The organism is Pedobacter sp. AJM (assembly GCF_002197755.1).
Lineage (GTDB): Bacteria > Bacteroidota > Bacteroidia > Sphingobacteriales > Sphingobacteriaceae > Pedobacter.
In genome coordinates this window covers 72941-88679 of sequence record NZ_NHOT01000001.1, presented here as the reverse complement: position 1 = coordinate 88679, position 15739 = coordinate 72941, and the positions used below count along the sequence as shown (strand labels likewise).

Below are 15739 nucleotides of genomic sequence, written 5' to 3'. Positions count from 1 at the left end.
CTTTTTAAAAACCAACATTAAGGGTAAACATAATGGTACGTGCTGATGGATAGGTAAAACCTGCAGAGCCATCATTGTTACTGCCCGAGTCATAAGAACTCGATTCAGGATCTACGCCATAATATTTAGTCCATAACCATAAATTATTGCCTGTAACAGATAAGGATGCACTTTTAATGGCTTTTGCCGGCAGCCATTGTTGCGGGAACCTGTAACTTAAACTGGCCGAACGCAAACGCACCCATGAAGCATCAGAAACAAAAGGTTCTGAAACGTTTCTATACAGAATACGATAGTAACCTTCACCATAATTATTACCATCTGGTCCAAGGCCCTGCCCCATGTAAACAGGCTTGGTATTGGGTTGCCCGTTGGCCAGCACGCCATCAAAAACTTTAGTCGTTCTTCTGTCTGCCGTATAATCCGGAAGACCAAAGGCAGAATAGAAATCTTCGAGCCAGTTGTATTTTTCGAAACCTAAGCGGGCATCAAACAAGACATTTAAACTGAAGTTTTTGTAGCTGAAATTATTACCGAAACCAATAATATAATCTGGCTGGGAATTTCCTAAAAGTTTTTGCTTCCCTCCCGAAATACTTGGAAACCCATTGGCACCTATCAGTAAAGGCAGATTTTTATCTAAAATCGTTGGATTCTCTGCCTGCGTTCCATAATACCTGTTGAAATAACTCCCATAAATATTACCATATGCCTGACCCTCAATTAATTTCATGGTTACTCCTGCATTACCATAGCCCCTCGCTGCACCATACACGATTTCAGTAACGCCATTAGGCATGGAAAGCACCTTGTTGCGGTTTGCAGAAAGATTAAGGTTCACGCCCCAGTTAAAATCTTTTCCAACAATGGGCTTACCGTTAATCACCAGTTCTACCCCCCGGTTTCTGATATCACCGGCATTAATTGATTTGGTCACATAACCCACTGCAGAAGATACTTGTGTTTGGATAATCTGGTCTGTACTTAATGAGTAATAATAGGTTAAATCAAAACCTAATCGATTTTTAAAAAAAGACATCTCTAAACCTCCCTCATAAGTATTGGTAAACTCCGGCAGTAGATCAGGATTGCCTAAATTGGATCCAATCGTTAAGCCACCTGTTCCTGATGGTAAATTAAGGTATGGGGTGTAACCCGTAAAGGTAGAATACTCTGCTGCATCCTTCCCAATGCGGGCATATGACAATCTTAATTTAGCCTGACTGATGACGGCTGGTAATTTAAACTGATCCGAAAATACATAACTTAAACTGGCAGATGGATAAAAGAAAGATCTGTTTTCCTTCGGTAAGGTAGAGCTGATATCATTTCTCCCTGTAACGCTTAAGAAAAGGAAATTTTTATAATCAAAAGTAGCCTCTCCGAAATAGCCAACTAAACGTTTCTCTCTTGTGGCCTGACTCGGGGTAAGCACACTGGCATTCTCCAGACTAAAGAAGTTATAAATCCCTAAAATACTTCCCAGCGTTCCGGTTTCTTTAATTCTTCTATCATAAAGTTCCTGACCCAATCTTAATGTTCCGGTAATATCCTCACCTAATTTTGTAGAGAGTGTTGCCACAAAAGTGCTGTTCAACGTTCTGAACTTTGAATTATATTCTCCGTAGTAACCCTGATCATTATCGTACATAGCCTCTCCGGTATACATCGGACCGCGAGCGGTTCTTACCCGGTTTTCATTATAAGTATCTACGCCAAAGCGATAAGAAAAGTTTAACCATTTGGTTGGATCATAGGTTAGACTTGCCCCGGCGATGTAACGGTTTACATCACCTTTCAGTTTATTATTGGCCGTACCCCATATTGGATTATTGGTACCCAAATACTTTTGCGAGCCATCTGCATTCTGGTAATCTGCTATGTCATATCTCGGTGAAAAATAAGCCAAACCCTCACCAAACCGGTCGGCACTATACGTATAACCACCAGAATTGGTAAAGTTCATATTCACAGAAGCCTTTAATTTCGGACTGATAATAAAATCAGTATTCAGTCGCCCGGAGAGGTTCCTGTTGTCGGTATTTGGCATCATTCCCTTTTGGTATAACTGAGAAACAGAAGAGAAAAACTTGACTACATCACTTCCTCCGGTTAAAGAAACGGAGTTTTTAATTTGCTGACCGGTACCGAATGCCTGATCGTAATTGTTATATAATTTATCTGGATGACTTGGATCAATCAATTTAGCTTCTGCAATGGTTGGACCCCAGGCAGGTCCGATACCACCCGGCGGGTTGGTGTACACACCGAGCACACCCTGCGTATATTCGGTTTGCACTTTCGGACTGATCAACACCTCATCAAAACCATAACTGCTGTTGAGGTTAATCTGGATGCCATTTTGCTTACCTCTTTTTGTGGTAATCACCACCACTCCATTTGCACCCCTTAAACCATAAAGTGCCGTTGCTGCCCCACCTTTTAAAATATTAATGGTCTCAATATCTTCTGGGTTGATATCTGATGCCCTGTTGGTTACCCCTCTTGAACCATACGCATTTCCGCTCGGGTTTGCCCCCTGGGTTGAGGTGGTGTTATCAATCTGAACACCATCAATCACATAAAGCGGATCACCGGATCTGTTCGGATCTATAGAGTTTACCCCTCTGATTCGAATGCTTGCTCCCTGCCCCGGACCACCACCTGTGCTTGAAATGGTGGCACCGGCAACTTTACCCTGCAAGGCATTAATTAAGTTGGGCTGATGGTTAAAGTTAAGATCCTTATCACCCACAGTTTGTGCAGCATAACCTAATGATTTCGCCTGCCTGGTGATTCCTAATGCTGTTGAAACAGTTACTTCCTGAAGTTGTTGGGAATCTGAAGCAAGAGCAACACTAATGACTGTTTTATCACCTATGGTAACTTCCTGCTGTTTGTAACCTACTAAACTAACCTGTAGCACTGCATTAGCTGAAGGAACCTGGATACTGAAAGCACCATTTCCATCCGTAGATGTCCCGGTAGTGGTACCTTTAATTTTTATACTGGCTCCTGGCAATGGTCCTCCATCTTCAGCGGACGTAATTTTCCCTGTAATGGTTTTTACCTGAGCTATGGCAGAAAGCCCGGTTAAAAAAATACACAGAAAAAAAAGTGAAGTAAAGATTTTTTTCATATCTAAAGATTTAAATGGATGATGTTAGTCACTGCAAGATAACCTTTTAACATAAAAAACACGCACAAAATATCATACATACATTCAAATACCGCAAAAAGCCGTATAAACCAACCCCAGAACGAAGCAAAAACAGGCAATAACAATTAAACAATCAAAAAAATTACAAATCTTAGTGTATTTTTCACACACTAAACTTCCGGCACAAAAAAAAGCGCTTTCAGGTTAAACCCGAAAGCGCTTTAAATAAGAAAAATATTGGTTTATTGCTGTAAGCCTCCACCCATTCCGCCACCTTGTTGCTGATCCTGCTTCACATCGTCGTTTTTAATCTTTTTCTTTTCCGTAAATTTCAACTTACCAAAAGAATAACTAAAGTTTACACCGAACGAGCGCAATGGGTAGTAAATGTTAGAACTTTGGAAAAGTGTACTTACCTTATTACCTACATTAGTTACCGAATTATTCACGGTTTTAATGTGTAAATCGCGGGTAAAAGGATTTAAAGTATTGATTCCGATTGATCCCTTTTTATTCAGAATGTCCTTTTTAAATGAGGCTCCGTAAAAAACCATTGCATCGGTTTTACCCTGATAGGTTCTTCTTGGAGAATTAACTACGCCGAATAATTCGAAGTTATATCCTTTACCGAAACCGTAAGCCGAACGGCCAAAAATATTATAATTTAAAAACGTACCCGTGCTTACTCCGGTTTGGGTATTACTTACTTCATAGGTATTTACGCCAAGATTAGTCATTAAAGTCCATTTTGGTTTTGGATTGTATGAACCAAATAAGTTAGCACCATAAGTTTGTGCAGTACCCACGTTGATATATGTGGTGAGTGTTTTATCCAGGCTTCCTTCTCTAAAAGGCGTAATTGAACTCTCAATTACACCACCCGTACGGCGGTAGAATACAGAGGCATTGATGACCGATCCTTTAATAAAGGTAGAATACCCAAGCTCAAGGTTATCACTCAGCTCCGGGTTTAATGTTGGCTCACCCTGGCGGATATTGAATTGATCGCTCTCATTACGGAAAGGATTCAGGTAGGCTAAACTTGGCCTTTGAACCCTGCGGTTATAACTCAGTTTTAAGGTAGCGTTCCCTTTTAATGTTTGTGAGATAATTGCACTTGGGAATAAATTGAAATAGTCGTTTTTCTGGGTACCACCTTGTGCGGTATTAAAATCGATTGCGGTATATTCTGATCTTAAGCCACCTTTAAAATTTAATTTTTTATTCAGTTTAAAGCTGATCACACCATAAGCGGAGGCCACATCCTGACTATATTCAAAATCCTGTGCGGTATTATTTGAAAATTCACTGTTAATGTTTCTGAAGATCCCTTTTGCTCCCACTTCCAATATCGTTGATTTGCTAAATGGATAAGTATAATCTGTTTGGGCAGTATATTCTTTATTTCTGCCGATATTGTTACTGCTTATCGCCGGAAAAGGACTTCCTATAATTTCATTCTCAAAATCCGTGGTATTACTTCCTGATGATAACTGACCTGAAATGGTAAATTCTTCACCTTCTTTCTTGGTGGTATGTTTATAATCAACGTTCCAGTCGAAATTGTTGAAACCCACATCCATGTTGCTGACGTTTTTAAGCGGAACACCATTTAAAATATAGTCGGCACTACCCGGACCACCATTAGAGAAATTATTATATTTAAAGGTAGAACTTACATTATCATAGGCATTAAAATCATAATCTGCTCCAAAACTTCCGTTGTAGCCATTGCGACTGAATTTGGAAACACCATTCTGGATAATACTGTTTATCCTGTTTGTTCCGGCAGAATCTGTACGGGTAATGTTTTCAAATAATAATCTTGAATCCTGCGCATAAGCCAGGTTTGCACCCAAACTGGTATTCACACTTAAACGACCTGTTTTAGCGGTCAGGTTAAAAGCACCATTATTTTGCCTGGTTCCAACAGATGTATTTACGGTTCCGCTTACGCCCTGTGCATTTGATTTTTTAGTAATGATGTTGATAATCCCTCCTGAGCCTTCTGCATCATATTTGGCAGAAGGACTCGTGATGACTTCTACACTTTTAATCTGCTCTGCAGGAATCATTTTTAAAGCATCAGATACGCTGCTGGCCATGGTTCCGGATGGTTTGCCATTGATTAAAACCCGCACCGCACCCCCACGCAACTGAACATTTCCGTCAACATCTACTGAAAGCATAGGCACTTTACGCATCACATCCGTTGCATCTCCTCCCGCATTGGTTCCGTCAGCTTCTGCGTTATAAACCATTCTGTCGATTTTATTTTCAATGACTGCCTTGGTACCCTGCACCTGAACATCTGCCAGTGAATTTTCTGTAGAAGAAATATAGATCGTTCCTAAATTCTGATCTGGCTTTGCAGGCGTAGTCGTAACCGTAACCGATTTGGTTTTATAACCCATAAATCCAATCATCAGTTTGTAAGTATCAGGCGCTACATTTTGCAAGGATAACTTACCTTTCGGATCAGTTACACCACCATTTACGGATTTATTATCTTTAGCACTGATTAATGATACGGTTGCATAATCTATAGGCTGTTTGGTTACAGAATCTAAAATGGTTGCCGTTATCCGGCCGAAAACTGTGGGCTTCTTTGCGCCTCCGCCAAAACCTCCTGCAGGAAACTGGGCATTGGCATGAATAAACGTTCCAAATATCAGGAGCGAGAGTAAAATTCTTTTCATTATAATTTGTTAGTATGATGGTTTATTAGTCTGCGCAAATTGCATTTTGTTACAATTCTTCAAAATAGTTTTTACGCCACTACGTTAATTTAGTCGGCAAAGGTGCAATTTTTATCGGTAAAATACTGGTCAACAGGAGAAAAGATAAAACATTTTATATACATGCCTGCGCAAAATGGCTTAAAAAAAAGGCTGATGAATTAAATCCATCAGCCTTTGTAAAATATAGTAGTCTGTAAAATGTTTTGTACAAGCTATCCTCAATTGAGGTGAGGCTTTGATTGGAACAGGATTAAACCTTTCTAATTTTGATAATCTTCATCCAGTGCAATACCTTCATTACCGGGTAAGTAGGATCAAACTCCCACCATTTGGTTGCAAAATTAGGGCTGTTTGGTTTTTTGTGGTGATTGTTCTGAAACAACTCACCCATTAAAAGGAAATCCCATGGCAATGAATTTTTACTGTGATCATCATTATCGTGATTGGAATAACCATATTTATGTCCGCACCAATTTACAATAGCACCGTGTAAAGGTCCCATCAAAAAGTGAACGGGCAATAAAATAAATAACCACCAATGGCTTGCAAAAGCGATGTAGAAACCAATATAGAACAAGCCACATCCTATTCTCCATAACCACGAATTACCAATCCGGTCTACCAGTGGCCATTCCGGATAATTCCCCTGGAAAGCAGGTTCAGGTTGTATTTTAAAATGAAGATAATTCATGTACATATTTTTGGTTGCGATCATCATCCCAAAAACGTCCTTAAAAAAATGTGGCGAATGCGGGTCTTTTTCTGTATCACTGTAAGCATGATGCATCCGGTGTAAAATGGCATAAGCCCTTGGATTTAAAAAAGATGAACCCTGAGAAATCAGTAAAACAAGATAAAAAAACCTTTCCCAGAAAGGCTCCATTTTAAACATTTTATGTGATGAGTAACGGTGGAGGAAAAAAGTTTGGCTGAAAAGAGATAAGAACCAATGGCAAAGAAAGAAAATAAGGATAATCATGTATAACGTGTATGCTTAATAAACGGAATTTCCCGACATTTAGTTTTCGGTATCTTTCCGCTGGCAAATATCCGTAATTAAACGAATACCTGAAAGTTGTTAAAAAGGCACTTAGAATAATTCATCCATGCCTTTTTATATTTTATTTTTAAAAAAATTATCTGCCGAAATCGTCCTGAACCCTTACGATATCGCTTTCATCTGATGGATTTGAAGCATCTGTATGTTGCCAGATTTCGGCCACTACCCCCCAATCATCCAAACCAATTAAGCGGTGACGCTCACCCTGCTGTAATTTGATCTGATCTTTAGGTGCATATTTTTTAACTTCTCCTTCTTCATCAGTCTCACTGGTTTTAATGCCTACCGTACCGGTTACCACTTGCCAGATTTCTGCCCTGCGGTGGTGGTATTGCCATGACAGGCGGGTATTTGGGGCTACGATTAAAATCTTCGGACTTAATTTACCACCAATTTTTAAGCTTTCTACATCTAATCCATCAAAATAAGTGTCTGCAAATTGCTGAGCTTGTGCTTCATCAATCACAAAAAAACCACCCCAAGGGCGTGTTTCATCGCGGTTTACCACATTAAAGCCTTCAATTTTTAATCTTTGCGCAACGCTATCGAATATTTCTTTTTTATCATTTTCCATAATTGGCGTAAAAATAATGCTTTGGAATTAAAAAAGCACTTTTGAACTTTTATTTTTTTCCATATGATATTTTAACACTGCTCTCAAGTGCGCTGAACACCTTGCTTAAAAAAATTGCAGCTGCCTATTTCACCAGCCTTACTTCAAAAATACTGGCAATGGCAGATCCGGGCTCGGCTTTTAATGTCAATTCCAGCTGTGATTTTAATAAGTTTTCAGGGATTTCGAAATCCTGCGAATAAAAAACATCGCCCTTACTTCCATCAAGTTTAACTTTTTCCACGACTACGTGATTGATCAGGATTTGGAAATTTCTATTTTTTTCTTTGCCATAAAAAGTAAGCCTGATCTTTTTCCCCTTCAAATCCTTATTCGCTAAATTATAACTGAACCAGCCCTTCCCCGCGCGAAAGTGCTGGTCCTGAAAAATTCCATTATCTGTATCTTCACCTTTAAAACCATGATCTGATTCCGGCTGCTGCTCTCCCGTACGCACAATGTCAACGGTTTCCTGTTCTAACTTGATTTTTTCAGTCTCAGCCAATTTAATCGCTTTAGCTTTTGCCTCCAGATTTTCTGGATTGGTATAAGGGAAGTATACCACATAACGCTTCTCTGCCAACTCATAAAAGGGAACCAGTTTGAGGTTTTTATATTTAGGCTGGTAAATTATCTTTTCTGCGCTGAACGTAAGCAACTCATTTTTAACCGGTGTAAGCTGCTGTGCCAGATCTGTTTTTTTACCAGATACCAATGGCGCCTCGCTCAGCGGGAATAAGGGACCGGCAGCAATATGCCCCATCCTGCTGCCATCTGCAGTTAAATTGGGTTGCGACAGGGTATCCAGCTCTGCAGCTAAAACGATTGGCCCATGAAGAAAGGCCACCCAATCTGATCCATCAGGCATGAACTGGGCGGTATTGTGCATGGGTAGTGCCACTTTAATTACGTCACCAGATGACCAAACCCGATCAATACGCACATAACCATTACCCAACGCCTTTGCCATGATTTTTTTACCATTCACCAGGATAGTCATTTGCCCTGCTGCAACCCATGATGGATGGCGCAAACGGATCGAAAACTGTTGTTTTTTATCCATTTTTAACACCATCTGCGTAAATTCCTGATTTGGAAACTGATTTCTTTGTGTAAGGGTAATGCCTTTTTCCTTCCAGTTGATCACTGATGGAATAAAAAGATTAACGTACAGGTTTTGATCGTCATGTGCATATATCAATTCGCCGTATTTGCCATGATTTTCTAAACCGGAGCCTACACAACACCAGAAACTTTCCTGGGGATTGGAATACGTACGGTAATGCCCGGGGCGCATGGGTGTAAAATAAACAAAACCACCACCGGCCCTTTGTGAAGTTAGAATATGATTGTATAGTGTTCTTTCATAATAATCTAAATATTTAATGGAAGGAGCATCAAGAAATAACTGTTTGGTTAACTTGAGCATGTTATATGAATTACAGGTTTCCGGTCCTTCCCTGGATTCGAGCATGGAAGAAAAATCGTTAGCCGGATGGAAGTGTTCTCTTACGCTATTTCCACCAATGGCCACCGTGCGGTTATTCACCACGGTTTGCCAAAAAAAACCTGCAGCCTTTGCCCAGCTGGCATCGTGATCTACCCGTGCAATCTGCTCAAAACCAATCACCTTCGGAATTTGCGTATTGGCATGTAAACCGTTTAAAGCATCTTTTTGTTCCAATAATGGCTTCAAAATGGATTGATCTGAAAATTGCCTGGCCAGTTTCAGGTATTTTTTATCCCCGGTAAGGGCATAAACATCCGCGAATATTTCATTCAACCCACCATGCTCACTTTTTAACAGCTCCTGAATCTGCTGATCGGATAAACCAGCCACCAAATCAATGCACCAGTCTGTTAATCTGATCAGCATTTGTTTCGCTTTTTCATTATCCGCCACGGCATAAGCATCGTGTAAACCCGCGAAAATTTTATGAATATTGTACAAGGGCACCCATTTGCCATTCAGGGAGAAGCTGGAAGCTTTGATGTTTCCGGATTTGATTTCTGCCCATATTTCTTTACCTCCGGGAACGCCGGATAGGTAACCATTTCCATTTTTTAACTGGCATTTTTCCAACTCATCAATCATATAATCCAGCCTTTCTTTCACTTTTGCATCGCCTGTAGCAGCGTACATGAGTGAAAGTGCCGAAACATAATGCCCGCCAATATGGCCATCCAACCCCGTATTCTCCCAGTTACCATAAGATTCAGCTTTTGGGGTGAGACCTGCCTCTTTTAAATAAGGTGCCAGTAAGCGATCGGGATTGAGGGAAAGCATATAGGTTTTATCCGTTTCTTCTGCCTGGAGAAACGGACTTTCCAGCAAACGCACATCTTTTAGTGAAAAGGCCTCCAGTTTCTTGGTCTGCGCAATTGTTTGGAGTGAAGATGTAGCAATCAATAAAAAAATGAAGATCCGTTTCATAAGCTCCTATTTATTAAACGTACTGAGGTTCCACTCATCCTGCCAGTTTATAGTAAGCTTATCGCCTTCAAATTTAATCGGCAACCAGAGGTAACGACCATCGATGGCGTTTTTAGGTTCCCATTTATCTGCCATAAAAATGAAATCACCTTTCTTTCCTGGAGCCGGAAGAATGTGGGTGCTTTGTCCGCCATATGTGATATTTGCACCTGGTCCCTGACAAGGATTCCCCATATACGTCCATGGCCCCCAAATGGAACTGGCCTTAAACCACCGGGCAGGGTTTGGAGCCCAACCTGTGCAACCAGAACCCACCATATAATAGGTGCCATTTTTCTTAAATAAAGCTGGTGCCTCTGTTTGATGCCCTACATAAATTCTGATGAACTTGCCTGTATGACTTAAATAATCAGGGCTTAATTCGGCTAAGTGTAAGGTGAAATTCTCTTCAGAAGAAAAAACATGATAAGCCTTGCCATCATCATCTACAAAAACAGTCATATCTCTTGCCATCTGTCCGCCAGGAAAATCCCTGCAGAAAAAGCCATCACTTCTATTTACCGGATTTTCACAATTTACCTTTTCTGCCTCAGGTGTACCCTCTGCATAAAACGGCATTTTACCTGCATTAGGGCGATAGCTTTTGATAAAGGTATAAGGCCCGTTGGGTTTATCTGCTACGGCAACGCCACTTCTGGCGGCTTCATAACTTTTGCCCAGAAGTTCCAGGTGGAACCACATCACAAATTTCTTAGTTTTTTTATTGTAAACAACCTTAGGTCTTTCTAAAATACATCCTCTTGCAATATCACTTTTCAGGTCATCAGAAACCGACAGTGCGATGCCTTCATCCTTCCAGTTATATAAATCTTTTGAAGAATAGCAATGAACCCCAACCTGTGCGGTATTTCCTTTTTCACCTTCAATTTTATGTTCACCAAACCAATAATAGGTGCCTTTATGTTCAACTATACCACCACCATGCGCATTAATGTGTACGCCTTTATCATCCTTCCAGATTTTACCCTGCGTAAATGAAGCATATTTTTGCTGCGCAGAAGCAAGTTGACAGGCCAATAAAGAGAGGGTTAAAAAGCATAAGATAAAGTTGATCCTCTTATTCATAACTATGTTGTTTGGTTTAATTACATGTGAATGAGTTAATAAACACTTATTTTTTTGTTTTTACTTTAAATTTTCGCTGTGGTCATTTTTGAAATTTTCGCCACTCCAGATCTTCTGTGCACTCCATTTAGCTGGTGGATTTGCCCAGAATGGATCGCTGGCGGGTAAGCCCAGCGGTAAAAAAATATTTGAAGCAATATAAGGGCTACCCTGATTGTTATAAAAATCGCCTAACTCAGGCTGCTCACCATATAAGCCAATGGTTAACCAACCATTTTTATAGGTGGTAGGGCTTTCCAATGTTTTTCTGATCACGGCAGTCAATGCGCAGCGAACCTGTTCTGCTGATAATTGCTTTGGCAATGCTTTTCGCAAAGCCATATCGGCTAAATGATGAAATGCCGCACCACGGTAAATGATCGAGCGGCCAGTTGCAGGATAAGTTCCATCTGCATTAATTAACCGCTCCTGAATGATGGCATATCTTTCATTGCGCTTTTTAATCTTCTCGAACATGTCCTTATAGGCATTGGTTTTTTTACCAATAATTTCTGAAAGTGCTGCCAGGTAAGGATGAATCACATAGCTATTGTAATAGTCAAAAGCGAATGAGGTACCATCAGTATACATCCCATCACCCGTATACCATTGCTCCATTTGCTGGAGTGCATAATCCACACGCATCGGATCCCAGTCATAACCAAATTTGGCTAGAAAAGCCTCATTCATAGCTGAAAACAATAGCCAATTAGAAAATACAGGTTTAAATTTCCGGGTAGTGACAATGGATTTCATCAATAAGGTTTGATTTTTCTGATCCAGGTTTTCCCATAACCAGGGTGCACGTACCACGGCCAGCGCCACATAGGAAGCATCAACCAGTTGTTGTCCGCCGATATCAAAATTCATAAAATCTTTGGCATTAGAATCCAAAGCATTTTTTAATCCACGGAGTGCCCATTCGCGATATTGTTTCCTTAAGGCAACTTCTTCTGCAGCCCCATCTTCCAATTGCAACCATGGCGCAATGCCACTTAAAACCCTTCCCAACACTTCTACATATTGAACTTTAATCCGGTGCTCTTTATTATCAACATGCACTGAGGTTACCTTTGGCATGGCAATCCGCAGACTATCATTGGCTAAATTCTGCAACACCGGGCGAACCATTTTATCCATCTGCTGGATCCAGAATTGCCTGTCGTTAAGCATCACACTTTTTTTACTTACTTTCTGTGCAATTGCCGATCCGCCAAGGCACATCAGCATCAAAAAAGCAAGCGCAATATTTTTTATGTTCATTGAATTGAGCTTTACTGTTGATTTGATAAATAACGATACATTTCGCAGCCGGCTAATAAAAAGGCACCTACGCCAAAATTAGCTGTAGAATTTGCATCTACTACTTGTCCGGGGATGGCCTTTTCACCAATAGGCTGTACATACCCTACTTTTCCATTCTTTTGCAAGGCCGTTTCTGACAAGTATTTCCATGCCTTTTTTGCTGCCGGAAGATATGTCTTCTCTTTTAAATAGCCATTGTTAATGCCCCAAAGCAAACCATAGGTAAAAAAAGCAGTTCCGCTGGTTTCTGCACCGGGCGCATGTTCAGGATCCAGAATACTCCTTGTCCAATAGCCTTCTTTTTGCTGAGATTTTGCAATAGCTTTGGCCATGTTCTGGTATTTGGTAAGGTATTCTTTCCGATGCGGATCATTTTTAGGAAGATCTTTTAACACTTTAGCCAAGCCAGCGAAAACCCATCCATCGCCCCTGGCCCAGAAATCTTTTTTGCCATTGGTACTTTTATGCTTGGGATAAACATATTTGGCATCGCGGTAGTAAAGCTTCGCTTCCTGATCATACATAATGCTATTGGCATACATAAAATATTCATAAAGCTTATCTGAATATTTTTGATCGCCTGTTAACTTATAAAGTTTGGTCATTACAGGCATCACCATATACAAACCATCTGCCCACCACCAATAATCCTGATTGGGCGTACTCATTTCGTATTGCATCACATCTTTTGCACGTGCCACTTTATATTCTGCAGGTTGTATATGATAAAGATCGATATAGGTTTGAAAGCAGATTTGCCAGTCGCCAAAAAGCACATGGTCGTCTGTTTCACCATAGTTATATTTCCATTCAGATTTATTGGCAGACTTTGCTCCCATCCATTGGTTGTGTTCCGCCCAATCCTCAGCATATTTGTGGTAAGCTTCATTTTTGGTGAGCTGATAAAGCTCCATATTGCCCGTATGGTAGGCGGCATGATCCCAAAAGGCACGAACTTGTGGTTTATTTGTAGTCTGCCAGTATTGATTGGCTAAATTAAGCTGAGCAAGTACGGTATCTTTTGTTTGCGCATGAACTTCTGTTACCCCATAAAACAGGATTAAAAGAAATGCCATTGAAAATAATTTTATTGTTCTCATTTATGAATTGGGTTTATACCTTCCAATGTGGGAATAACTTTCTTGATATTGCCATTTTCATCAAATTCCATTTGATCAATGCATACCTCCCGGTTGTAGCCTGCGGCATCACCCATGGTTATCCCTTTTGGTCTATTAAAACGGTGATAAACGATATACCATTCATCTTTACCCGGAATTTGAATCACACTATTGTGGCCAGTACCATAAATACCCTGATCTGGCCTTTTCGATAAAATTAAATTATTAGCCGGAACCGTAATTTTTCCGGTTGGGGAATCAGAAAATCCATATCGCACGGCATAATCAGGACTTCTGGTGTCTTCTTCCGACCAAAGAAAATAGTATTTTCCGTTTCTATAGAAAACCTCTGTGCCTTCACGGAAACTATTATCCGGTGTGATGATCTTCACAGAGGTCGTATCAATGGAAACCATGTCCTCATTAAGTGTTGCTACAGCCATATATCCATTACCCCAATACAAATAGCTTTTCCCGGTTTTCGGATCGGTGAATACATCAGGATCAATTTCTTGTCCACCCTTTATACCTGCAGACCGCTTGGCAATTAATGGTTTACCACTGTCCTTAAAAGGTCCGGCAGGATGATCAGACACGGCCACTCCGATTTTTTGTGCAGCTGTGAAATAGTAAAAATATTTATATACGCCATTTACCTTCTTCTCTATCGCAGTTGGAGCCCATGCATTTTTCTTTGCCCATGAAACATCTTTATTTAAATCTACAATCACTCCTTCATCTTTCCAGTTCACCAGATCTGTTGAAGAAAAGGTTTTAAAATAGGTGCCACTCCAGCCGGTAAAGCCATCACTGGTAGGGTATAAATAAAATTTTGAAGTTTTGTTTGAATACAGGATTTCAGGATCGGCATAAAAACCATTTAATACTGGGTTACGGTTGATGGCGGCGGATATGGCATAAGTTTGCATTGCCTGGTTGCCAATTTTAAGTGTATAACGTACAGGTCCTTTAGAGAAATCAACCTTCCCTTCAGGCTTAATGCTCACACCTGAAAATTTAGAAAACCCGGGATCAAATGCTTTCAAATCTGTACCATCATTAACAGGCAAATAAACGGTTCTGGCCACAGTATCCAGCACAATGTTATTTTGCTTGATGGATGGGTTGCCTGCCCCCTGCACTACGGATGAAGCACTATACCATTTGCTTAACAACCGGTTTTCTTCTTCTTTACTGATTGACATCACCGTTCCATGGCGGGGATGAAAATCCATTGTTACTTCTTCATCAATGATTTTGAAAGTGTTCAGGTCCTTAGATTTGGTAAACTGATAGCGTCCTTTCATGTAAACATCATACATTAAAATATAATCTTCAGAACCATTCAGCTTAAAAACCCCGGCACCCTCAACCGCATCGGTGGTTTGTTGTAAGTAACGGTCTTCCAATACATATTCCTTTGTTAAGGAACTGGAAACTGCTTTTTTGATGCCGTTTCCATTGCCCTCTGTTTTAAAAAACAGGTTGTATTTTCCTTTATCGTAAATAATATCTCCATCAATACAGGATCCATTTGTCGGACTGAAAAATAATTGTTTAGGCGTTCCCTCCAGGTCGCTAAAATCTGCATTGGCATAAGCATAATAGATTTTATCAGGATCATTGCCATGTTTCATAGACCAGTATACCATGTATTTTTTAACAGCCGGATCATAAATGGTTTGCGGTGCCCACACCCGTTTTAAATTCTCCTGATTGGGATATTTTTTTTGAATATTAACAATACTGGATTTCCAGGTAATTAAGTCATTCGATTTTAATAACACCATTGCCCGGTTACTGTCCCAACCTTTTGCCGATACCATATCAGTTGCCACCATGTAAAAATGCTTGCCATCGGCACCACGTAAAATATGCGGATCGCGAACACCGCCTGTTGAACTGATTTTTTCTGATGAAATAACCGGCCTGTTATGATTTAAGGCTTTGTAATGATAGCCATCTTCGCTAATGGCAAAGCGAATAGATTCTTCCGCTTTATCATTCCCTGTAAAATAGGCAAACAGGTAAGCACTGTTACGAGCTTGCTTTTTTCCTTGTGCATGAACGCCAAAATTTAAAGTAAATACGGCGAAAAGCACGAGTATCATACTGGCCTTTGTCTTATTTTTATTCATATT

Annotated in this window: 9 protein-coding genes; all 9 read right to left on the bottom strand. The window is 40.2% G+C overall.

Translation table 11 applies throughout. The features are described 5' to 3' along the window. Window positions 1–4: 4 nt before the first annotated feature. The 9 genes from CBW18_RS00285 to CBW18_RS00245 all read right to left on the bottom strand — a co-directional run bounded on the left by CBW18_RS00285 (window position 5) and on the right by CBW18_RS00245 (window position 15736). The gene (locus tag CBW18_RS00285; protein ID WP_172406410.1) at window positions 5–3139 is read right to left on the bottom strand and encodes a SusC/RagA family TonB-linked outer membrane protein; all 3135 of its coding nucleotides are present in this window, start codon (window positions 3137–3139) and stop codon (window positions 5–7) included. 263 nt (window positions 3140–3402) lie between these two features. Continuing rightward, window positions 3403–5859, bottom strand: a complete 2457-nt coding sequence (locus CBW18_RS00280; protein WP_088299271.1) for a TonB-dependent receptor domain-containing protein — start codon at window positions 5857–5859, stop codon at window positions 3403–3405. A 292-nt stretch (window positions 5860–6151) separates the two neighbouring features. After that, entirely contained in the window at window positions 6152–6880 is a 729-nt protein-coding gene (locus tag CBW18_RS00275; protein ID WP_088299270.1) for an acyl-CoA desaturase, read from the bottom strand. Between the two features lie 157 nt (window positions 6881–7037). Continuing rightward, window positions 7038–7535 carry a phosphoheptose isomerase gene (locus CBW18_RS00270; RefSeq protein WP_088299269.1) on the bottom strand — a complete coding sequence of 166 codons (498 nt, stop codon included), beginning with the start codon at window positions 7533–7535 and terminating at the stop codon, window positions 7038–7040. Between the two features lie 124 nt (window positions 7536–7659). Continuing rightward, on the bottom strand, window positions 7660–10008 hold the full coding sequence (locus CBW18_RS00265) for a glycoside hydrolase family 127 protein (protein WP_088299268.1): 2349 nt from the start codon (window positions 10006–10008) through the stop codon (window positions 7660–7662). A gap of 6 nt (window positions 10009–10014) precedes the next feature. Further along, window positions 10015–11133, bottom strand: a complete 1119-nt coding sequence (locus CBW18_RS00260) for a glycoside hydrolase family 43 protein (protein WP_088299267.1) — start codon at window positions 11131–11133, stop codon at window positions 10015–10017. A 60-nt stretch (window positions 11134–11193) separates the two neighbouring features. Then, window positions 11194–12435 carry a DUF2264 domain-containing protein gene (locus CBW18_RS00255; RefSeq protein ID WP_088299266.1) on the bottom strand — a complete coding sequence of 414 codons (1242 nt, stop codon included), beginning with the start codon at window positions 12433–12435 and terminating at the stop codon, window positions 11194–11196. Between the two features lie 11 nt (window positions 12436–12446). Beyond that, window positions 12447–13553, bottom strand: coding sequence for a glycoside hydrolase family 88 protein (locus CBW18_RS00250; RefSeq protein ID WP_253248924.1), 1107 nt, complete (start codon window positions 13551–13553; stop codon window positions 12447–12449). Between the two features lie 20 nt (window positions 13554–13573). Next, a complete protein-coding gene (locus CBW18_RS00245) occupies window positions 13574–15736 on the bottom strand; it encodes a family 43 glycosylhydrolase (protein WP_088299264.1) in 2163 nt (720 codons plus the stop codon). Between the last annotated feature and the right edge of the window lie 3 nt (window positions 15737–15739).

Excerpts from the sequence above, each read along its gene's own strand:
- CBW18_RS00285 (WP_172406410.1), bottom strand. The coding sequence starts at position 3,139 with ATGAAAAAAATCTTTACTTCACTTTTTTTTCTGTGTATTTTTTTAACC.
- CBW18_RS00280 (WP_088299271.1), bottom strand. The coding sequence starts at position 5,859 with ATGAAAAGAATTTTACTCTCGCTCCTGATATTTGGAACGTTTATTCAT.
- CBW18_RS00275 (WP_088299270.1), bottom strand. The coding sequence starts at position 6,880 with ATGATTATCCTTATTTTCTTTCTTTGCCATTGGTTCTTATCTCTTTTC.
- CBW18_RS00270 (WP_088299269.1), bottom strand. The coding sequence starts at position 7,535 with ATGGAAAATGATAAAAAAGAAATATTCGATAGCGTTGCGCAAAGATTA.
- CBW18_RS00265 (WP_088299268.1), bottom strand. The coding sequence starts at position 10,008 with ATGAAACGGATCTTCATTTTTTTATTGATTGCTACATCTTCACTCCAA.
- CBW18_RS00260 (WP_088299267.1), bottom strand. The coding sequence starts at position 11,133 with ATGAATAAGAGGATCAACTTTATCTTATGCTTTTTAACCCTCTCTTTA.
- CBW18_RS00255 (WP_088299266.1), bottom strand. The coding sequence starts at position 12,435 with ATGAACATAAAAAATATTGCGCTTGCTTTTTTGATGCTGATGTGCCTT.
- CBW18_RS00250 (WP_253248924.1), bottom strand. The coding sequence starts at position 13,553 with ATGGCATTTCTTTTAATCCTGTTTTATGGGGTAACAGAAGTTCATGCG.
- CBW18_RS00245 (WP_088299264.1), bottom strand. The coding sequence starts at position 15,736 with ATGAATAAAAATAAGACAAAGGCCAGTATGATACTCGTGCTTTTCGCC.